The sequence below is a fragment of the Shewanella rhizosphaerae genome (assembly GCF_019457655.1).
In the GTDB taxonomy this organism is placed as follows: Bacteria; Pseudomonadota; Gammaproteobacteria; order Enterobacterales; family Shewanellaceae; genus Shewanella; species Shewanella loihica.
Genome location: NZ_CP080420.1, coordinates 1,250,894 through 1,271,962, shown reverse-complemented (window position 1 = coordinate 1,271,962; position 21,069 = coordinate 1,250,894). Strand labels below are relative to the sequence as shown.

Genomic DNA, 21,069 nt, shown 5'->3' with positions numbered 1-21,069 from the left:
CTCAAGCCTGACTGCTAAAGCTTAACTGCAAGAGCCTAGCTGCTGACGCGCAAAATAGGCGGCGCCTAATTCGGGCGGGGCAAGAATTGGCGAGATCTTGTCAACTACCCGCCTATCCAACCAGGGGGCTAGAGGCTCGGCGAGGCCACCTATCATGGAAAAACGCGGCGGGTGGATCTCAAATAACTTGTGGGCCAAGGCGCTGATATACTCGGCGCCCTCGACCACTATCGCCTTAGCCACCTCATCCTGGGCCTGTGCACAAGATAACACCGTGCGCGCCAGGGTGGCATAACAACCGGATGATTTGCCTGCCAGGTGCTCGACTATGCCCATGGCATCGTTCACCTTAAAGTGCTCCAATAGACGCTCTGTTAGCTGGGTAGCCGGGCCGAAGCCATCGAGATCTAACAGTACCTGCTGCGCGGCCTGTAAGCCAAGCCAGGCGCCACTGCCCTTATCGCCCAGAGCAAAGCCATGCCCACCTAGGCTCAAGGACTGCTCGCCCACGTGGGCATAACCGCAGGAGCCGGTACCTGTGATGATCACCGCGCCATCGCCACCTTTATGGGCGCCGATGCAGGCGGTGTGCAGATCTGTGGTGACATACATCTCTGCGAAGGGATGCTGCCATGCTTTGATCGCCTGATAAAGATGCGCGACATTGACTCCAGCCAGGCCTACGCCCGCTACCAGTGTCTTGCTGTCGCCAGCTTTTAGCCCGGCGTCTTGTAGAGCGAGTTCGGTCGCGCGCGAGATAGAGTCGAAGGTATGTGTCAGGCCGTAAAGCGGATTCGCACGCCCGGCCACACCAGTGCCGATCACACTGTCATCGGTGGCGTAGATAGTCGCGCGGCACTTGCTGCCACCACCATCTATGCCTATGACGAGGGCCTGTTCCTCTGTCTGGTTAAATCCCATTACCAACCTCTTTCACAGTTTTATTATCCAGGGCATCTAGCTTCGCCCGCCCTGCCCACTGACTAAGTTAATGTCATGTTACAACAAAAATGACAACGCTGTCATTTAAAATTATCACTAAATTTGTGACAGCAAGCTTCTCCGTCACTGCCCGGTTAACGCCTCTAAGGCGCCCAGATTTTTTTTGCTATTTACAGGGAGGAAAGCGGTTATCGGCTCTTAGATAACCGCGCTAGCTTACATTGCATTTTCATTAGCTGGCTTAAATGACCTATTTTTCGGTCAGTAAACTAGTGCTAATAGCGAAATGTTAATTGACCTTGAGTGTGCGCCCCTTACGGATACCATCGGCGGCGACGCCTCTGACCTCGACTCTACCTGAGACGCTAACCGCCTCTGTATATTGCTGCCACTGGCCGCCATCGACTCGATACTCTAATCCGAGCCCGGGATAGATGCTGTTTGCCTGCAGGTAACCTTCCTTGATCTTGGCACCTAGGGTTGGCACACGATAGGCTATCCCTGCCCTATCCAGCTTAGCCAGCTCCTTATAGCCTAAGGTGTTGGCAAAGGTCTGCCACTGCACGCGCTGCTTCTCACGCATCTCGGCCGTGAAGTAGTTTGTCTCTGGGCCATATTTAGCCCCCTGATATTGATATGGCACCTCCCAATCGGCCTTGTGCCATGCCCTTTCAGCCAGCACTAACAGGCGAGGAAACACCATATATTCCACCACTTGATCTGAGCGTATGGTCTCGCTCCAGAGCTGGCCCTGGATCCCTTTGAATCTAACTCCTTGATTAAGCGGCCCACTGAGGCGTTTGCCCTCTTCATCCAGCTTAAGAGTATCGTCGGCCTCAAATGGTTTACCTTCGATATCCGTCCACTGCTCGGCGTTGGCCGGTAGGTTATCTGGCATGAAACTAAAGAGTTTGCGCTCGTTGGTACTGCGACTCGCCCAGTAATAGCCATGCTCTTTGGGATCGGCCTCGTAGGGGAAATCGAAATAGAGCACCTCGGGATTACTCAATACCGTATCCCAGCCCAAGTTGGCCTGTGCATGGGCGCGCTGATAACCGCCGTGGGCAACCACATCCCAGATGTTAGTTTGATTCCTTGCCGGCATACGCTCGGGGCGAGTATGGCTAATGCCATCGCTCCAGCCCGCGGTTTCAATCCCTTTATCGGCCAGCATATTGGCCACCCGCTCGATGAAGTAAGCCCCAAAATGTGCCTCGCTATCTAGGCCGCTGTCTTTGTCTGCAAGCAGCGTCTGACAGACGGGTGAGTCGATCCATGCGCCGGCGGTCTCATCGGCGCCGATATGATAAAGCTCTAGGCTCTGACCCGCTGCCTGGTGAAGCTTGGCTATCTCGCTCACCACCTTGTCGACAAAGTGATAGCTGGAATCCATACAGACGTTGAGCGTGTTGTCGTCGTAATATTGAATCGAGGCGTAGCGAGTCTTGTCCAGCGGGTCGATGAGGCGATACTCGTTAGCGGCGGCTTCATTGCCTTCAGCCATCAGACGGCGATACCTGGCCTCCATCGACTTGATGGCGGCGCGCGAGTGACCCGGCATATCCATGGACGGAATCACCTGAATTTGGCGCGCGCTGGCATACTTGAGGATTTCGATATAATCAGCCTTAGAGTAGAAACCATTAACCTTGCTATCGCCATCTGGGCCGCTGCCCAGTTGTGGCAATAAGCAGGTATCCTCCTGCAGGTCGTGACAGCGACGACTGCCCACCTGGGTCAGCTCGGGCAGGCCGTCTATCTCCAGGCGCCAGCCCTCATCATCGGCCATATGCAGGTGTAGCTTGTTTAGCTTATAGGCCGCCATCTGATCCAGCAGATCTAAGATAAACTGCTTGCTGTGAAAATTACGCGCCACGTCCACATGCATGCCGCGAAAGCCATATCTAGGCTCATCTTCAATCTCCATGGCATTGAGCGATAGGGTGTCGAGAGAGATAAGACTTGTTAGCGACGCCAAGCCATAGGAGAAACCTGCATCGTCGCTGGCGCCTATGGTGATGCCATCAGAGGTAATATCGAGGCGATAGCCCCCTTCGGCGAGTTTAGTCGTCGACGGCTCTAACTTGAGTGGGATACCTTGAGGCGATGGCTTAACGCCAAGGCGGGCCAGGCGAGCCAAGGCCGCCTCGACAGACGCCTTAGCTACGCTGCCAGCATCCAGATGATAGCCTGAGGCCAGGGATAACACTGGGCTCTGACTATTGATTACTTGCAGCTTGGGCGTTGGGATGATCGCGTTAACAGCAAGCTCAGGGCGACTCTCGATATCCTGGTTTGCATCAAACAAGACTTGAGGCGTCGCCCACTTAAGCTTATCCGTATCGCTGCGCTTATATTGGCTCTCGGCGCTGACATAAGTCTCGACATAGGGCCGCTGCTCCATGCCGGTACTGGCATCGACAGTCAGCTGGGTGCTGCTAATGATCTCGGGCTTAAGGCCGGGCACGACAATATAGTAGTTGGGCATGGCATCGGTTTCCGACAGCTGCCACAACTCACCGAGAAAGGCGATGTCGACCGGCTGACCTTTCTTGAAACCGCTAAATTTATCCGTGGGCGTGATGCGATGCAGATCCCCTTTAACCTGAGTCAACTCAAAGGCATCGGTTAACACCTTTTTCACCGGCCGCATCTGGCTGTAGTAGATAGCCCAATCCTTACGGTCAAAATCGACACCCGGGACTAATTCTATCTGGGCGGCAAAACAGCGGCCATCGACACCTGTTGAGGTGCACTGCTGAGGATAATTGGTCAAGGTGTGATAATTAACGGCAAGGCTGGTAGCAAACTGATGCAGTGCCTGCTGAGCAGAACTTTCGCTGACCTGCTGCGGCGCGACGCCTTCATCCTTGGCAATTTGGTTAGTGGTTGGCTGACTGCACCCAAATAGTCCCAGGCTCATGAGTAATGTTATTGGAATGAGCTTATTATTCATTGTTATCCTCACTTTTCTCGACTTGAACTATCAAGTCTCATTGCAGCCACCCTTCCCCGTCAGCATAGGCAATTAGCTTCCTGCTATTGCGATATCTGAGATAGCCACCACTTTATGCCAATCCTAATAAATAACTGTTCAAGCTAACTTGTTAAAACGTTCGATAACTGCATTACTTTTTTGATTGTAGAATAACAATTTACCTAAAAATCCAGCCTTGCTCTCAAACGTTTTCCCTACGCTATTGCTGATCATTTACTTACTACGCTTGGTCTTATTTGCCGCCGCATCTTGGCCTATTTGCAAATAGATGCAACGGCGAAAACAGATCATAGTCAGACTTTTATAAACCTTGCGGCTCCCCGAAACCCACCTGGCAATTACAGGCAATCTAGAATTGGCATGTAATCAGGCTATAGAAAGCGTTCTGGCTTTAGAAACCACTCAGGCTTTGGAAAGCCATCTGACAATGACAGAAATATTTTTTTAATCTGAACCTCTGCAAGACAACGAACGCCCTGCTGTGCCGCGCTGTGCTGTGCTTTGCTCGCTCTTACGCATTTCCCTAGATCCCACTCATCAGGCGTCACTCTAATCCAGAAAAAAGCGCTAGATGCATCATGTATCAAGGGCCGCCGATAAAGGCGCCAATTGAGACATAACACATCTAGCCATCTCTAGTATCTGGGGAGAGACTATAGGAAAAAACAAACACAATAACCATTGCTACAAACTTAATAGCTACTGCCAATGCACAAGTTAGGAGACCTCTTCCTAACAATGCAAACCTTACAAAACGAACGTGTCACACAAGCAAATGACAACGCTGTCATTCATTAATCTACCTAAGAAAGAACAGAATTTCTACATTTTTTTGACATTCTGAGGCAATTTTTTATCTGCCCGTTGAAAACCGCCAGTCACAGACACAGCTACAAAGGCTGTGCCCAGCATTAGTCACCACATAAATATGACAACGCTGTCAACTATTGATAACATCCAGAAGATACTCAACGCCGAAAACGAGCACCAATGCTAACGAAAAGGGCCTATGAGTATAAGTGTGGCGCCAGATGATTTCTTAAAGAAAATAGAAGGTCCTATGAGAAAGGTATTAAGAAGAGCAAACTCATCCCCTACCAGCGATAAATTTAATTCTAAGCGCCGAACAGTGAAAGTTGCTCAACTTAACGCCTTTATCGCACCACTTTAGCGCCTGCTTGATCTATTAGTGCTTGCACTATGGCCGCCACTAGCGGTAAAAGATTAACCCAGCGTTTCCCAGCCTAACGAACAGTGGGCAGGGAACAAACACCACAAACTAAAATTAACTAAGGTAAAAACATGGCAAAGATTGTCCCCCTATCGACAGAAAAACATCTCAACATCAAGCTGACTCATTCAAACGATTTCAGCCGTTTCAACAAGGAACACCTGATCCCAGTGCTGGCCAGGGAGATCCCTAGTCTGGCAGCCGAATTTCCCATCGTCTTTGTGAAGAATGGTGAGACCGGCCAGTTTATTCCGGTGGCCATCATGGGGATCGAGCCCGAAGTTAACCTCTACTGCCAGAGCAATCAATGGGATGCGCCAATCAGCCCAATCGGCTTTAGCAATGCGCCGCTGTCCATCGCCAGAACTTCGGAAGAAGGCGACAACGTGATCGTCTGCATCGATGAGGAGAGCCCTATGGTGTCAGAAGAAGCTGGCAATCGACTCTTCACCGACGAGGGTGAGCGCAGTGAATACCTGACGGCGCGAACCAATGCCCTGCTGGATGTTGCCGCCATGCATCAACAGACACAGGCCGTTTGCCAATACCTGGCAGATAAGAACCTACTGGTTTCTCAGCAGCTAACGATTAAGCTGGAAAGATCTGAGCAGAAGATCAACATCAATGGTGTCTACCTGATCGACGATAAGGTGCTGAACGAGCTAAGCGATGAGGATTTCCTCGAACTTAGAAAGAAAGGCTTGCTGCCTATCGTTTATGCTCACAGAGCCTCGCTCAACCAGCTGTCTCGCCTTATCGCCAAGCAAAATGAGTTCGATAAGCTGCAATAAGCATCCACTACAAGCTAATGGCGGGACGTTGGAATAAGCAGCGCCCCGCCAAAACGATTGTGCCCATTCAAAAATCAAACATCATAGCGCTTTGAGCTCAACATTTTTGTAAGCCATATACCGCGATCTTCTCTAGCAACTCCCTGTGTTCTGGCAGCTCCTTCATCAGGTGCTCACCCACACTCGCTATCTGCCGCGCCTGGGCCTGCCAAGCTTCTCTGCGGTCTTTAGCTGCAACTTGAGGTACCGTTGGATAATGCATGCCATAGAGGACATAGAGATAGTTTTCTAAGTCGAACACCTCAAACTTACTGAAGAAGTCTTGCCTTATGGGGGAATGGTTTTTCCACAGCTTGAGTCGAGTGGCGAGCTCACTCGGAATCGTTGCCGGATCGCGATTATCGGCCCAAAACGGCGAATCACTCCTGTCTGACAGGCAGTAGTGCATCTTGATAAATTCGACGACTCGCTCCCAGGCATAGGTCATCACCTGATTAAATTGTTCAGAGAGCAAGGCAAGCGCCTCACTATCCTTAGGCATGCGATTGGCCACGAAGCCTGCGGCAAAATCGGTCAGCAGGATAGAGGTGGCTTCTAAGGGCTCGAGGAAACCCTGAGCCAACCCCAAGGAGAGGCAATTCTTATGCAAGAACTCCCTGCGATAGCCAAGCTTCATCGGCAAGACCCGATACTGATACTGGGCGACATCCTGCCCCAGATATCGGGAGAGCTTGTTAAGCGCCGTGTCATCATCCATATGTTTAGAGGAGTAGACAAAGCCGACACCACGCCTATGGGTCAAGGCGATATCCCATATCCAGCCTGCCTGATGCGCCGTCGCCAGAGTATAAGGCGGGATCGCCTCATTCTCATCGATAGGTACCTGCACTGCTATCGCCTTGTCGGCAAACAGCTGATGAGACTTATCGACAAAGGGCACCTTGAGCGTCTTGTCGATAAGCAAGGACTCAAAGCCACTGCAATCGATAAAAAAGTCGGCGCCGATACTGCCCCGGCAATCGGTTTCCAGAGAGGCGATCTCGCCATTTTCCCTTAACGTGACCTCTTGCACATTGGCCATGATATGTTCGACGTTGAAACGCCTGATGGCATTGTCGGCAAGCAGCTTGGCAAACTTAGCCGCATTGAGGTGATAGGCGTAACCCAGCGCTCCCTCATATTCGCTGTGGGTGATCCGCTTTGGCGCACGCCCGGCTTCACACACCTTGTGCTGAGGCGAGACCACGTCGCCGTATGCAGTATTAGTATTATCTAGCCAATGCTGGGTCAGGTCCTCCCCCAGAGGGCTCGGCATATCGAACAGGTGATGATAAAAGTTCCCAGCCCCGTGACCGTCCTTATCCATCCAGTTGACGAACTTGATTGACTGTTTGAAGGTGACGTCACACCGACGAATAAACTCAGATTCACTTATCCCAAAGCGCTTCAAGCTCTGACGAATGGCGGGTACTGTACCTTCGCCAACCCCTATGATGGGAATATCGGGAGATTCCACCAGCGTGATGGTCACGTCCTGGCGATGCTCAAGGGCCTTGCCCAGGTGATTGGCCGCCAACCATCCTGCCGTGCCGCCCCCCAATACAAGGATTCGCTTAATGTCCATGGTTTCACCTCTGCCCTACTCTTGGTCTAATTAAAGGTCGGTGCTAATAACAAGTCGCTGATAAAAAGTTGGTGCTAATAAAAAGCCCAGCTTAAGCCGGGCTTTGTACACTCATGTGTCGATTAGAATCGCAGTGCGACACCCACCTTGTATCTTGCTTCGCCTTCGAAGCTCCACACTGGGTAGTTATCTTTAAACTCAGCGATCACATCTGGGTTGTCGACTGGCGAGACACCTATCTGAATGCTGTCTTCCTCTGTGAGGTTAACGGCTTCGAAGGTCAGATCCATCCAATCAGTAACGCTGTAGTTCATGCTCAGATCCAGCGAGCCATAGTCTTGGTGTTGACGGTTACCATAGAAACCTGGTAGCTCACGCATCATATACTCGCTGCGCCAGTTGTAGGCCAGACGCGCTGAGAAGCTTTCCATCTCATAGTAGCCCACAAGGTTAACCGTGTGCTTAGAAGAGTCAGAGAAGACACCCACTTTATCTGGGTAGTTCTCGGCTGGAGAGCCGGCGTCGGCGAAGGTATAGTTAACCGAGTAGCCCAGGCCGTTTTCAAACGAGTCTTGCAGCTGTAGCTCAACCCCTTCGATATGACCACCGTTAGCATTGTACTTCTCGCTGACTGTCCAGCAGTCATAGACGCCAACACCACAGGCGCTGTAGCCTTGATCTCTGAGGTTATCGTCTTCGATGCCAATCTGCTGGTTAAGCTTCTGACGAGTGGTAATAAAAGAACTCACATCTTTGATGAAGTAGGTCAAAGAGGCCAGCCCCTCACCGCCGAAGTACCATTCCAAGCTCACATCGGCCTGGGTCGCCTTAAATGGATCCAGGGCAACAGAACCACGGTTAAGCTTCTCGTTGCCTGGCGTGCCATCATTCAGACCTGGAAGAGTCGAAGTGGCAAACAAATCTGCGTAGTTAGGACGAGACATCACCTGAGCCGCCGTGGTACGTAGCAAGAGATCCGGTGCTAAATCGAACGTCACGTTGATGCTTGGCAATACGTCGCTATAGCTCGACTTGTCAGTGCTCAACTCATCGGCGAACTGACCGCTTGAACTCAGCGCATAGTAATCAGATTCGATATCGGTCGAGATGAAGCGTAGACCGAAGTTGCCGCGGATCCCTTCCGCCTCGAAGTTAGCCATGGCGTAGGCGGCCAGGTTCTTCTCATTCAGGGTACCGTAACCGGACTTATCGCGGGTAAAGCCATCAACTGAGGCTTTAGCGTCACGGATCATGGCATCGAAATTCGGCTTAGGCAGGGTAAAACCTGCGCCAGATGAGATGGTGCCAGAGTAGTATTCAGAGGCATCTTTAGCCACAATGTCACCCACGATTGCCGCGTCAGTTTGCTGTGTCACGTCATGGTCTGCATAGCGCACACCGGCTTTGATCGAGGTGATGGCACCAAAATCTACCGGGAAGGTCAGGTCGAACTGAGCATAGGTCTCTTCGTCGGTGTTAGGCTGCTTCTTCAGCGCCCAACCAGCAGTTTCTAGCTGACCGTTAAAGTCGCCCGCATCGAAAGACTTGTTGGCGATGTCGATAATGATCTTCTCACCAGTAGCGTCATAGTGACCGGCGAAGTCACCAGGCTGACCGATAGAGTTACCATAGTTAGAGGTTAGGCTAGTACCACCATCTGCCTTGGTGTTACCGACGCGGCCTTCAAGGGTGAAACCTTCACCCTCATATTTGAAGTCCAGGTCATAGGTATCTGACGACATCTCGGCTTCACGAGCCCAAGTCTGTGCCCAGGCAAATCCACCCTCGCCCGTATGGGTAATGTCGGTACAAACACCCGCAGCATTGGTTTTGTTACAAGTGCTTACGCCTTGCTGTGTAGGGAAGAGGAAGATAGAGGTGTTGGCGTTGTTTGCCTTAAGATCCAGGCTAGTAACCGTTAGGCCGAACTCTAAGTTGTCGGTTGGACGATACTGAGCGGCAATGTTGTAGGCGGTACGCTCACGATCTTGTTGGAAGGTTGTCGGCACAATTTCGCCCCAACCCAACAAGGTTTCGATACCGTTACGCTGATAGTCGGTTTGAGAGCCCGCAGCAGAAACCAGAACACCGAAGGTTTCGGCCTCGTTTGCCCAGCTATACAAGCCAGAGACAGCAGGATCTGTCGCCTCAGAGACAGTACCATAATCGCCCTTGGCGCTTAAAAATAGGGTATTGGCATCTAAGTCCAGCGGCTTACGGGTCTTAACAACCACGGTACCACCAATACCACCTTCTGTGATGTCGGCCTGAGAAGACTTAAAGACTTCGATGCCACTGATCATCTCGGGTGGCAGCAGAGAATAGTTAAAGCTACGGTCGATAGCCTGTTGGTCAAACCAACCGGTCGAGGCAACCGAGTGACCATTTAACAGGGTGCGAGTTAGCTGAGCAGAGGCACCACGAATCGACACCTGCTGGCCTTGGCCAAACTGGCGGTTAACGGTAACACCAGGAATACGACCCAGTGACTCACCTACGTCGCCATCGGGGAATTTACCAATGTCTTCGGCCGTAACGGCATCGACAACGGCATCAGAAAATCTTTTGGCGTTAATTGACGCCTTCATCGAAGCACGCAGACCACGTACTTCAATTTTTTCAATATTATCAGTATTAACCGCTTCTGCATCGGCCTCTGCCGCTAGAGCAGAAACAGACACTGCACCGCTCAGCAGCAGCGCAATATTTGTAGCTAGTACACTTTTCTTAAAAGTAGATGGTCGCATCTCGTTTCCCTTCCATAACTTTATTATCTTTTTTCGTATTCATAACCATCCCCGAAGGAATGACAACGCTGTCATGTGAGTACAAAGATTACACAACAATTAACAGATGCGCCACAACAAAATAACCAAAAGCGGGAATTTCTTTGGATTTATACATTTATCAAACAAAACACGCTCTTTGCATCTTGTTGCAATGTACTGATAAACAAGGATAAAAATCACTAGTTTTCGAAACGGGACAAATGTAATTCGGGATAGAAATCAATTTGATGATTGCTTAATAGCGTAAAACTCAGCAATATTGTCGCCAGGGGAAGTGAGATCTGCTGTGTAACCATACAGTACATTGTTTGAGACATATTTGAATTCTGAAGCAGCTAGACGCTGTGCAGACACAAAGAGTATCCGCTAGATGAAAGTCACCATTAATGACGTCGCCAAATATGCCGGCGTCTCCATAAAAACGGTTTCACGGGTCACAAATAACGAGCCTTCGGTTCGTCAGGCGACGATTGATAAAGTGAATCAGGCGATTACCGCACTTAATTACCAGCCTAATGTCGCTGCCCGTAATCTAGCCGGCACAAAATCCTATGTGATCGCCTTTGTCTACGACAACCCTAATGCCTACTATGTCATTGATATGCAAAATGGTATTTTGTCATCTTGTAAGCAAAGAGGCTATGAGCTACTCATCCATCCCTGCGATGCAAAGTCAGATAATATCTGTCAGGAGCTGGTCGATATGGTGCGCCATGCCAGGCTATCAGGCTTGGTATTAACCCCGCCGCTATCGGAAGACCCAAAAGTCTTGGCTGCCCTAGATCAGATTAACGCCAATTATGTACGTATTATTGCAGGGGAAGAGGTGAGCCCAACCGATGGCTTATCGATCCTGGTCAACGATAAACATGGCGCGGTTTCCATCACCCAGCACCTTATCGATCTCGGCCATAAAAATATCGCCTTTCTGAGCGGTGACCACCAACACGAATCCACCAAGGAACGCCTCGCCGGTTTTAAGGCCGCCTTACAAAGCAATCATCTATCCCTTGACGAGTCCAACATCATCAATGGTCAGTATTCTTTTGAATCGGGTGTAGAAGGCGCTAAAACACTGCTGGCGAAAGCCAATCGACCGACGGCCATAGTCGCCTGTAACGATGAAATTGCCGCGGGGGCACTCTTCGCGGCCAGATTAGCTGGAGTTGCGATACCCGAGGAACTCTCGATCGTGGGATTCGAAGATAGCCCCTTCTCGAGACAGACCTGGCCTAAGCTAACCACAGTCCATCAACCAAATAAGTTGATAGCACAGACGGCAACCGAGTTACTTATCGAGAATCAGGGCAACAAGCAGAGTGAGACGACTCATCAGGTCTTTATTCCCGAGCCGGTACTGAGAGACTCATCGGCAAGCCCAAAGGCCTAGGAATCGGCATCAAACTTTGATTAATGATTTTCTACAGGCAATAAAAAACCGCTGATATGTCAGCGGTTTTTTTATAACTTTAGACTTAGACGGCTTCTTCGTTCTCTTCGCCGGTACGAATTCGAATCACGCGTTCAACTTCGGTAACGAATATCTTACCGTCACCTATCTTACCCGTTCTCGCAGTATCGACGATGACTTCGAGCGCCTGATCTAGCTGCTCATCTTGAATAACCAGCTCAATTTTTACTTTAGGCAGGAAATCCACCATATACTCGGCGCCGCGGTAGAGCTCCGTGTGCCCTTTCTGGCGTCCAAAACCTTTGACTTCAGAAACCGTCATGCCGGTAATACCGATCTCCGCCAGAGATTCGCGTACATCATCTAACTTAAACGGCTTAATAATGGCCTCGACCTTCTTCATCAAACGCTCCCTAAAATTCTGCTAACCCAATTCGACAAAACCTAAGTTTATTAGGCACTAGCTTACCACGTCCACCCAAACCACCAAAGATGATTATATCGAGAGATAAAATGATTCAATATTCATAGAGCAGAACAATATATGCCCATCGCCTAAACTTGAGCTAACTCTTCTATACTCAATTAACTCGCCCCAAAAACGAGTTCAGGTCATTGCAGGAAGCATAGACTACATACAGCAAGGAATAGCCATGAAACATCATAATGGATTTACACTCGTAGAGTTAATGGTCACACTCGCCGTTGCGACCATACTCCTCTCGGTTGGCCTACCAAGTCTTACAGATCTCTATCAGGCTTACCGAGCCGACGCCGCGATAAAGATGATTCAACAGACTCTTCAGTTCGCCAGAAATACTGCCATCAACTACGGGCTTAGGGTAACGGTTTGCCCAATAAAAGATAACCAATGTACCAATGACTGGCACCTTGGCCTGGGTGTATTTACCGATTCGGGGACCAGCAACCAGCTCGATGGCACAGACAAATTGTTGATGCAAACAGGTTCATTTGATAGTGGTGACTTTGTCTACTACAACCGCGCCTCTGCTCGTTTTCAACCCGATGGACTTGCATCAGGCAGCAACGGAACTTTAAGGTACTGTCCTGGCTCGGCCAACAGTCCTTATTCCAAAGCCGTTATAGTCAATCAAGCCGGTAGGATACGCTTTTCAAAGGAGAAAAATATCAGCTGCAACCAATAACAGATCCAAAGCTAACGACTCACGCCAATTTTAATCAAGCCGACAAATTATTGGCATTAAAAAGAATAGCTTATATATACTGAAATCCTAAAACTTCTCGCTTATACTAGTGTTAAGTGAATAGAGGATTTTACTCATGATGAAGAATAAAAATGGGTTCACACTGGTTGAGCTCATGGTGACTATTGTTGTTGCAGCCATACTATTGGCTATTGGCGTTCCTGCTCTAACAACAGTTTATGAACAAGTTCGAGTAAACAATAATATTGAGAAAATCCATGACTTGTTTGCTTTCGCTCGCAATCAGGCTGTGAGCTATGGTGCAACAGTCAATGTCTGCCCCTTTGCTTCGGCTACATCCTGCGGAACATCAACAGACTGGAGTGGAGGCATTAGGGTCTATATTACAGATGCCACCAATACAGACCATGAGTTGAGAGCTATCGACAGTTTTAATGGCCAAGACAAAGTTAAGGCCTCCGCCATTTCGATGACTTTTTCAGCTGATGGACTAGCTTCCGGAGGTAATATTATCTATTGCCCAAACGGTAAAGCCAGTAACTCGCAGAGCGTTCTCATCAGCACAAGCGGCCTAGTCTCTTATGGCTCCAACGGCAATGCCTGCTAATAATGCTGGTGAAAAAGCCCCATTGTGGGGCTTTTTGAATAAATTAAGATCAACCTACGCCAAATCTAAAAATGCTATCTCAATGTTTGCCTATCAAGCTTCTGAGCTTTCCCACTCGAAAACTCTTCACTTAGCGGTACGCATTCCGCAACACTCTTAATAAAATACTTCTTTCCATGACTGTCACTCAATCGTTTTCCCACCAAACTATTAGCACGCAATTTAGCGTCTTTAACATCCCATCGATAGAAAACAACTTGCTCGCCTTTCTTAGAACTTTGAATAAAACACTTATAATCCTGTTTCTCTGCAAACGCCGATGATGATACACATGAAAGTAATCCACTCATCAATAACAGGCTAATTAACTTATTCATTTCCAACACTCCGCTGAAGGCCCTTTAACACCTGCAGATGTCATAGTAATAGTGTCACATGTCGAGTCTCTGCTAGCCTGTGCACCTTGTGCAGTTGCAGTAATAGTAAACGAGCTAGTCCCCGATGAAGCCACACTATAATGCCCATGTTCGGTTACAAATGGACTCGCTCCCAATCCGAGCTTCGTCATATCCGTCGCATAGGCACGATTATCGAGATAATACTGCTCCTGCAAATTAGCGACTCGCATTACCGCCGCAACCCCTTCTGAGCGGCCACTCTTAGTCACATAATTAATATAAGATGGGTAAGCTATTGCTGACAAAATTCCAACAATAGCTACCGTTATCATCACTTCGATAAGGGTAAAACCAACTAATCGACTCTTCATCATCAAACACTACTCATCTATATGGTAATAAATTTTATTAGTAGTCAAACCTGACTCTAATCCTACGGTTCCTGTACAGTTCTCCCCATCTTCATCACACTTGCCCTTACCAATAATAAGAACCGGCTCTGACTCAGAACCAGGATTATCGGGGTCAACAGGCGGGGTTATTATCTTTGGAGGTTGAGGAATACAATTATCACAAACATCAATAACATACTCCTCAGTGAAACGTCCTCCTTTGTGTAGATCAAGTGTATATAAACGACCAACCGAAGATACACTACATACGTTCTGGTCTGCAGCAGGTTGAGTTGGAATAAAGGATGTAAAATATACCTTTCCTTTAATGACAACAGATGGAGACAGGCTCTTCTCGCCTGTCACAGAAAAATTAAAATACCAGCCTTTTTTAGTACCAAATTCAATGTTTTCTGTCTCGGTTGAAGGTGATGCCGAAGTGACGTCATAAAGATTCGCAAATGTTATCGGTGCAGGTACTGTCGTACCACCATTTCCAAACTGCTGTGAAATCACATATCTATCCTGCAACACAAAAAACATATCTTCCGTACTTAAACTCAATGGATCTGCCCTGTTACCAGATCCCAAAGTCACAGCATCATAAGGAACATTTTGATAGGCGACGGTTGTCGTCGTTCCTGAACCATCAGTCACAGTAACTTTAGTCGTATTGGTAAAATAGGTTTGTGCGACAGTCGGTTCATAAAAGAAGCGACGATCACTTGTTGCGACACTCCCCCCCAGCTCAGCAAACTTAAACCCACTCCAAGTACTCTTATCAGCAGAAGGCAAATCCATACGCCATACATTTCCGCCTAAATCAGCCGCATAGAGTCGGTCGGTGTAGCCATCACTATTACTATCTAAGGTCGCGATTGAACCAACAATCGAGTCCTCAATGCCTGCAAGAGAAGTATTACCATTAGCACCGAAACTATGAATTAAGTTACCCGTTTCTGCATCGACAAGATAAACCAAACGACCAACAGAATTAGAACCAGCCCCCGAATCATAACCTTGATTATATCCACCGCCAAAAATCACTATAGGTTTATCTGAGCCAGGTAATTTAGTCACAACAGGTGTAGACCAAGTCTGTCCCATATCGGTAAAACCATTTGTATTATTAGATACTTGCCACATCAAAGATGGAGAGTCAGGGTCAGTAATATTAATCGCGTAATAGGATTGTCCTCCCCTACGCATTCCGACAAACAACCATGCTTTCGTTATTGAACCTGATGCATTTCGCTCAATATAAGCAACAGGAGAGCCATCCATGCCATAAACACTATGTCCGGCTAAATAGCTGTCACGACGTATAGTGGCTAGATTAGGTAGAAGCTGATACGGCATAAATGCCCAGCTCTCGTTCACGGATGGGCCATAGTCTCTAAACGCATGTAACGCACCATGGTTTGTACCCACAAAAATACGAACATTGGAGCCATCACCGCCATAATCAATAGCCAATGGTTGAGAGTGAAGTGGATCCCCCATAATATCTCCTCTCACGCCGGAGAAATCCTCAGAGGTCAAGACTCCTTCTGAATCTCTATCAACATTCTTTCCCTTTATCCAATCAAATGTTGCAATTAATTCCGCGTTAACATCTAATTTCGGTAGGCCAAGATAAGTAGCTAAGGCATCGTCCCCTCCCGCATAAGTAGAAGCATTCGTTCGGGTAAGTCTCGCAAATTTTCCAGCGCCGCCGATATCACTCAAAATAACTCGACTATCGGGCTCTATGGTACGAGCAGCGCCACCTAATACGACATCATTGCCGTCATTACCACCGGTACAGGAACTCCACAGACTACAAGAGCTTTCGGCAATACCGCCTGAACTGTCAATAGCAGGCTTACCAGTAGCGTCAACTAGCGTCCCAGAAGAATTAACTTTAAGTTTCTTCAGATTTCCTGCCCACTTAGGACTCTGCTGAGGACGAAATAGCGCATAATAGGCAGAGTCTAAGGTCCTCGTTGGATCCGCGTTACTAAATGCCACACCGGGGGCCGAAAAACGTTGTCCCGTCTGTGGAATAGAATCAATAATATTACTAACAGCCGCCTGCAATCCCCTTACATCATTGGCACTTCTGTAAGTACCAAAAACCTTCTTACCTTCAGAAGTCATCAAATATGAACGAGCAGCAGTTTCCACCAATAATGGTTCTGCATCAGAGTCATCAGCTAGACTAAACCCTATGGTATGCGTCACGACACGCTGCTTATTTTCTACATCTGGCAACAAATCGTTGGCAAACATATATTCAGCTAATGCCGGCAGATAACTCACTTTGGCAGGTTGATCTCCACTGGCTTCTTTGTAGACAAATGGGTCATCATTTAGCGCTTTAATAAAATCATTAGCGCTATCATCTAATACTGGAGCACCATCTGTGATGTAAATAATATGTGCAACCTTATTACACTCTGATAATGGCGTTATATAGTTCGCCCCATTTTCTACACTCGTATCGTACATTGGACTATTAGCTGTGTACTTAATATCTTTCCCGTTATAATCGGCATCAGCGTGCCCAAATGTAATAGGGCCACCTGAAAAGTAGCGATACGCTTCAAATAAGGTTTCACAAAGTGGCGTGTTAGTTTGCGCCGGTAAGTTGTTAATAGTACCAAGTAAAGCATCCTTTTCTGAAGATGTTCTCGAACGAATACCTGCTACAATACGACCACCGTCGCTATCTCCTTCATCGGGGAAATTCAGGTTATAGACAGCGAGACCAAAATCAACCGATGGAATCGAACTGATAACGCCTGAAATTGCCTTTTTGGCTATTTCTAAACGTGTAAACCCTTCCCCATCAGGGGGCACAGGTAATAAATCATTCTTGTAAAGGGTATACCAACGTAAATAATTATCGGTATAGAGGGTCACTAACTCTCCATTATTCCAACCTAATTTTTTCGCGTTATCTTGTGCATTACCTGAATTATCCCACGGAGCGTTCACATCCCCATCTTTTGGAAAACCAGCAGGGAACCCCGTCTTATAAGTACTGCCATCATCATTATTGCTGTTGTAACCTAACTCAATATCCTCCCAGCAATCTATGGGATTATTCGTTTCAGCGCCGCTATTCTCTTTGATAGGCTGCCAGGTTGCTTTACCCTTACCTTTTTTAATAAACTCTCTGATATAACCTGTGAAACGGCCATACTGATTCAGTGCATCTCTAGCCGCTTTACAGCCATTTAATAAGTCATTAAAACGTCTCGATTCTGAAGGACTATCGGGTACAGGCAACGAAGATTCATCCATCCCTGTACCGACTGTAAAATAGATCATCCTACCCTGATACGAGTTGGCACTCCCAACGGCTTCGTAAGTCTCCTCTGGATCATAACCACCGGCAACACCATCAACTATCGTGTCCATACTTCCAGAGTTATCAAAAATAATCAGTACTTGTGGACGAACATTGTTCTGCGCCGGATTTAAATAAAGATCGGTATCGTCAGCAAAGGACTGAACAGGCAAAACCAGCGCTGCAACTAGGCTTACAAAGAAAATTTTATTAAACTTCATGATCCGCTCCCACTAAGCACTTCCTGCTCAATACCTGTTACGACCAAAACTTGCCCTAGATTATCTCGACCAAAACTAACCTGACTCGAGATTTCGATTCTGCGACATTTAAATAGATCCGTTCCACTAGCTGCAGCACTTCTCTGACAAGACACGTTTTTCGGCTGCACTATTAAGTTCCCCGCACCGTCATCAACCAATGGCAAAGGCGTTAATACCTGTTTTCCTCCGGAAAAAGAGTTCTGGCTATCAATCGCAGTCATGGTTGCCAAAAAAGCCTGTGTCTTATTTAGAAGCACAGCGGCAACCCCCCCATCAGCCAATGCTTTTGCCTCAATGCGTTCGGCTCCAGCCCCAGCCATTCGGAGTGATTGAGTAGAGTTAACAGCCAATGCAACGCCTATAACCGTCATAAGAATCAAAACGATTAAGGCAAAAAATAGCACTACACCCTTCTGTTTATTCATTTGCAACCTCATTTAATTCCTAATCAGCACGGGGTTTTCAAGCATGACGGTAGTTGACATAACCTTACGCCTAAAATGATCCTGAGGAGCTAATATCGTTTTATCACCGAGCTGATACTGAGTTTCATTAGTATAGCTAGGATCTTGATCCACTGACCGAACCAGCAAAAACACCTTTAGTGCCACGATCCGTTGAAATGATTGGTTATCCCACATCACGGTATTCACACTGCCAACAGGTACGTATCGGTTAGGGATATCATCACCATCATCATCAACCCCATACAAGACCCTTAAGTTTTCTATTCCTTCAACGAGTTGTTCCTCGTTATTCATTCCGTTTGCAACGGAAAGTGTCCTTCTTCTTAAGACAGGAACTGTTCCATCATTTTTTACGAAATAGATATGATGCTGATATTCCCAAAAGCGACTATTGGTGAGCACTGGAGTGACTTGATTGCCGGTAAAAAAAATCGCTTGACTCGAGGTCGTTGCAACATAATGACTAGACGCAATATTGGGGGCTAATGTATTAGGCCCAATCAAGCGCTTAATTTGTAAAACATCTGTATTTGCATTCACACCGGTAAGACAATTAAAGCTTGTGCCACTTACACCAGCCTCATAGCCCCAAATCCGCCTAAAATGCGATGCGGTACCATTAGGAAGAGTCGCATTATTTACTCCACCACCAATACAGTCATTCGGTACGGCAGCAGAGGATATCGTAGTATTCGTTCCCACGACAAAATCTGTTCCTGTCATATCCCCCATGAAAGCAAGCTGACTAATATCTCGCTCCATAATCGCTAAGGCGATACGACCATTCTCTTGCAACTGATTAAACTGACTTGTAGTCGTTACATTAGAGGATGACATACTAAACATAGTGAAAATGCCGGCCGATAAAAACAGACTAATAACGAGTGCTACCATTAACTCAACGAGAGACATCCCTGACTGAGTGCGCATAATTAAAATCTTCATCCCGTTTAAATCACCGTTTGAACTGAATAGAGTCGTCGATTAGCAGTTGAAGAACCACAATCAGAAGTAGCGGAAGCAATTTTAGTTTCGCGAATACCTTTCCAGGCCATGGTAACTGAGACATTATTACCGTTTATCACAATGCAGGCTGTTGGCGTATCCAGACCACCGACACTCTGAGTACCTACTTTCTCCGAAGTACCATTAAATAATGTTTGCCACTCATATAGATCCCAAGCAGCCATTTCCGAAGAGGAACAAATAGCAGCTCCCTGACATTGTTTACTTACCGAACTTGGTGTCCCGCTATATGTCCCCGCATAGGTTGCTAACTGGCTAGGATTTAACTTCATGCGATTGATAATATCGTTGGCGTAGTAGGAAGCCTGGGTCTGTTGAAAAGACTCGAAGCTGCCTCGCTTAGAAACAACGTGTAGATTAAATATGCCGATCAGGCCAATAACAAGAATGACGAGCGAAACCATCACCTCTATTAGGGAAAACCCTTTCCCACGTTTTACCATGATGTCAAATCTCCGATATTAGCCATACTTTTGACAGTCGTTTCAGTCGTTTAGTCTTTTAAAATCTGAAAGTTAGCATAACTTTAAACTATACTAGTTAATCATAGATTAGTCGAATGTTACTCGCTAGTAATATTAGGTCTAAAAAGGAAATTCGATATGCCACAGGAAATTTTCAGGCAATAAAAAAGGAGGCCTTAGCCTCCTTTTCTCATCAAAACAGCAAGATACCTAGCGAAGTTCAGCCGGTACGGCAAATACGGTATCTTCTTTACGCCCTTCCACCTCAGTGATCACGCTAGGTGCCAACTTGGCGATAGCATCGATAACCTGTTGTACCAACACCTCCGGCGCCGATGCGCCAGCGGTAACGGCAACCTTCTCGATATCGTTAAACCACTCAGGTTTAATGTCGTCGGCATTATCCACAAGATAAGACTGTGTGCCCTTCTTAATGGCCAGTTCCATCAAACGATTCGAGTTGGAGCTATTCTTAGAACCCACCACAATGAAGAGGTCGACGTCATCGGCGACGTTACGCACCGCATCTTGTCGGTTCTGGGTCGCGTAGCAGATATCGTCCTTACGTGGTCCCTGGATTGACGGGAAACGCTTCTGCAAAGCAGCTATCACGTCTGCAGTATCGTCCATAGACAGAGTTGTCTGCGTCACGAAGCAGAGGTTTTCCGGGTCTTTCACCACTAAGGCTTCAACATCGGCCGGCGACTCCACCAACAACACGCCGCCCTCAGGGTTGTCGTATTGTCCCATGGTGCCTTCAACCTCTGGATGGCCCGCATGGCCGATAAGGATGCATTCAATACCCTTACGGCTGGCACGAGTGACCTGCAGATGCACCTTGGTCACCAATGGGCAGGTGGCATCGAATACTCGCAGGCCACGTTTTTTCGCCTCGGCACGAACCGCCTGGGATACACCGTGAGCACTGAAGATAACTATGCTGTCATCCGGCACTTGGTCTAGTTCGTCGACAAATACCGCGCCCCTGTCTTTGAGGTTTTGCACAACATATCGATTATGCACCACTTCATGACGTACATAAATTGGCGGCGAGAACAGCTCTAGCGCCCTCTCGACGATGCTGATGGCCCGATCGACACCGGCACAAAAACCTCGCGGGTTGGCCAGTTTAATCTGCAGACTTT

At 47.7% G+C, this 21,069-nt stretch carries 16 protein-coding genes; 4 read left to right on the top strand and 12 right to left on the bottom strand.

The window, feature by feature from the left end:
• Positions 1-21: 21 nt before the first annotated feature.
• A complete protein-coding gene (nagK, locus tag K0I63_RS05650) occupies positions 22-921 on the bottom strand; it encodes an N-acetylglucosamine kinase (protein WP_220082817.1) in 900 nt (299 codons plus the stop codon).
• 310 nt (positions 922-1,231) lie between these two features.
• On the bottom strand, positions 1,232-3,898 hold the full coding sequence (locus K0I63_RS05645; protein WP_220082816.1) for a beta-N-acetylhexosaminidase: 2,667 nt from the start codon (positions 3,896-3,898) through the stop codon (positions 1,232-1,234).
• Between the two features lie 1,344 nt (positions 3,899-5,242).
• Between K0I63_RS05645 and K0I63_RS05640 the strand changes: the two genes are divergently transcribed.
• Positions 5,243-5,962: a SapC family protein gene (locus tag K0I63_RS05640; RefSeq protein ID WP_220082815.1), complete on the top strand. Its 720-nt coding sequence runs from the start codon at positions 5,243-5,245 to the stop codon at positions 5,960-5,962.
• 97 nt (positions 5,963-6,059) lie between these two features.
• Here K0I63_RS05640 and K0I63_RS05635 read toward each other — a convergent pair whose 3' ends face one another.
• Together K0I63_RS05635 and K0I63_RS05630 are read right to left on the bottom strand one after the other, a co-directional pair.
• Entirely contained in the window at positions 6,060-7,586 is a 1,527-nt protein-coding gene (locus K0I63_RS05635; RefSeq protein WP_220082814.1) for a tryptophan halogenase family protein, read from the bottom strand.
• Positions 7,587-7,708: 122 nt separating this feature from the next.
• The gene (locus tag K0I63_RS05630) at positions 7,709-10,333 is read right to left on the bottom strand and encodes a TonB-dependent receptor (RefSeq protein WP_220082813.1); all 2,625 of its coding nucleotides are present in this window, start codon (positions 10,331-10,333) and stop codon (positions 7,709-7,711) included.
• 412 nt (positions 10,334-10,745) lie between these two features.
• Between K0I63_RS05630 and K0I63_RS05625 the strand changes: the two genes are divergently transcribed.
• Complete coding sequence (locus K0I63_RS05625; protein ID WP_220058789.1) at positions 10,746-11,765, top strand: LacI family DNA-binding transcriptional regulator; 1,020 nt, start codon at positions 10,746-10,748, stop codon at positions 11,763-11,765.
• An 85-nt stretch (positions 11,766-11,850) separates the two neighbouring features.
• On the opposite strand, the gene K0I63_RS05620 is transcribed toward K0I63_RS05625, so the two are convergent.
• On the bottom strand, positions 11,851-12,189 hold the full coding sequence (locus K0I63_RS05620; RefSeq protein WP_011864914.1) for a P-II family nitrogen regulator: 339 nt from the start codon (positions 12,187-12,189) through the stop codon (positions 11,851-11,853).
• A gap of 250 nt (positions 12,190-12,439) precedes the next feature.
• Here K0I63_RS05620 and K0I63_RS05615 point away from each other — a divergent pair, with 250 nt between their 5' ends.
• Both K0I63_RS05615 and K0I63_RS05610 read left to right on the top strand, forming a co-directional pair.
• Positions 12,440-12,952 (top strand): GspH/FimT family pseudopilin, encoded by a 513-nt coding sequence (locus K0I63_RS05615; RefSeq protein WP_220080178.1) that lies wholly within the window; start codon positions 12,440-12,442, stop codon positions 12,950-12,952.
• Positions 12,953-13,088: 136 nt separating this feature from the next.
• Positions 13,089-13,580: a GspH/FimT family pseudopilin gene (locus tag K0I63_RS05610; RefSeq protein WP_220082812.1), complete on the top strand. Its 492-nt coding sequence runs from the start codon at positions 13,089-13,091 to the stop codon at positions 13,578-13,580.
• A 74-nt stretch (positions 13,581-13,654) separates the two neighbouring features.
• On the opposite strand, the gene K0I63_RS05605 is transcribed toward K0I63_RS05610, so the two are convergent.
• From K0I63_RS05605 to ispH, 7 genes are all read right to left on the bottom strand, one after another.
• A complete protein-coding gene (locus K0I63_RS05605) occupies positions 13,655-13,957 on the bottom strand; it encodes a TapY2 family type IVa secretion system protein (RefSeq protein WP_220082811.1) in 303 nt (100 codons plus the stop codon).
• Positions 13,954-14,349, bottom strand: coding sequence for a type IV pilin protein (locus K0I63_RS05600; protein WP_220083377.1), 396 nt, complete (start codon positions 14,347-14,349; stop codon positions 13,954-13,956). The genes K0I63_RS05605 and K0I63_RS05600 overlap by 4 nt, the downstream gene beginning before the upstream one ends.
• A 9-nt stretch (positions 14,350-14,358) precedes the next feature.
• A complete protein-coding gene (locus K0I63_RS05595; protein ID WP_220082810.1) occupies positions 14,359-17,925 on the bottom strand; it encodes a pilus assembly protein in 3,567 nt (1,188 codons plus the stop codon).
• A complete protein-coding gene (locus tag K0I63_RS05590; RefSeq protein ID WP_220082809.1) occupies positions 17,922-18,392 on the bottom strand; it encodes a pilus assembly PilX family protein in 471 nt (156 codons plus the stop codon). Before K0I63_RS05590 ends, K0I63_RS05595 begins: the two co-directional genes overlap by 4 nt.
• A gap of 12 nt (positions 18,393-18,404) precedes the next feature.
• Positions 18,405-19,379: a PilW family protein gene (locus K0I63_RS05585; RefSeq protein ID WP_220082808.1), complete on the bottom strand. Its 975-nt coding sequence runs from the start codon at positions 19,377-19,379 to the stop codon at positions 18,405-18,407.
• A gap of 5 nt (positions 19,380-19,384) precedes the next feature.
• The gene (pilV, locus tag K0I63_RS05580; protein ID WP_220082807.1) at positions 19,385-19,903 is read right to left on the bottom strand and encodes a type IV pilus modification protein PilV; all 519 of its coding nucleotides are present in this window, start codon (positions 19,901-19,903) and stop codon (positions 19,385-19,387) included.
• Positions 19,904-20,134: 231 nt separating this feature from the next.
• On the bottom strand, positions 20,135-21,064 hold the full coding sequence (gene ispH, locus K0I63_RS05575; protein ID WP_186300593.1) for a 4-hydroxy-3-methylbut-2-enyl diphosphate reductase: 930 nt from the start codon (positions 21,062-21,064) through the stop codon (positions 20,135-20,137).
• Positions 21,065-21,069: the final 5 nt, after the last annotated feature.

Coding starts and splice junctions, on each gene's coding strand:
- K0I63_RS05635 (WP_220082814.1), bottom strand. CDS start 7,586: ATGGACATTAAGCGAATCCTTGTATTGGGGGGCGGCACGGCAGGATGG.
- K0I63_RS05615 (WP_220080178.1), top strand. CDS start 12,440: ATGAAACATCATAATGGATTTACACTCGTAGAGTTAATGGTCACACTC.
- pilV (WP_220082807.1), bottom strand. CDS start 19,903: ATGGTAAAACGTGGGAAAGGGTTTTCCCTAATAGAGGTGATGGTTTCG.
- K0I63_RS05605 (WP_220082811.1), bottom strand. CDS start 13,957: ATGAATAAGTTAATTAGCCTGTTATTGATGAGTGGATTACTTTCATGT.
- K0I63_RS05610 (WP_220082812.1), top strand. CDS start 13,089: ATGATGAAGAATAAAAATGGGTTCACACTGGTTGAGCTCATGGTGACT.
- K0I63_RS05590 (WP_220082809.1), bottom strand. CDS start 18,392: ATGAATAAACAGAAGGGTGTAGTGCTATTTTTTGCCTTAATCGTTTTG.
- K0I63_RS05625 (WP_220058789.1), top strand. CDS start 10,746: ATGAAAGTCACCATTAATGACGTCGCCAAATATGCCGGCGTCTCCATA.
- K0I63_RS05640 (WP_220082815.1), top strand. CDS start 5,243: ATGGCAAAGATTGTCCCCCTATCGACAGAAAAACATCTCAACATCAAG.
- nagK (WP_220082817.1), bottom strand. CDS start 921: ATGGGATTTAACCAGACAGAGGAACAGGCCCTCGTCATAGGCATAGAT.
- K0I63_RS05630 (WP_220082813.1), bottom strand. CDS start 10,333: ATGCGACCATCTACTTTTAAGAAAAGTGTACTAGCTACAAATATTGCG.
- K0I63_RS05585 (WP_220082808.1), bottom strand. CDS start 19,379: ATGAAGATTTTAATTATGCGCACTCAGTCAGGGATGTCTCTCGTTGAG.
- K0I63_RS05620 (WP_011864914.1), bottom strand. CDS start 12,189: ATGAAGAAGGTCGAGGCCATTATTAAGCCGTTTAAGTTAGATGATGTA.
- K0I63_RS05645 (WP_220082816.1), bottom strand. CDS start 3,898: ATGAATAATAAGCTCATTCCAATAACATTACTCATGAGCCTGGGACTA.
- K0I63_RS05595 (WP_220082810.1), bottom strand. CDS start 17,925: ATGAAGTTTAATAAAATTTTCTTTGTAAGCCTAGTTGCAGCGCTGGTT.
- K0I63_RS05600 (WP_220083377.1), bottom strand. CDS start 14,349: ATGAAGAGTCGATTAGTTGGTTTTACCCTTATCGAAGTGATGATAACG.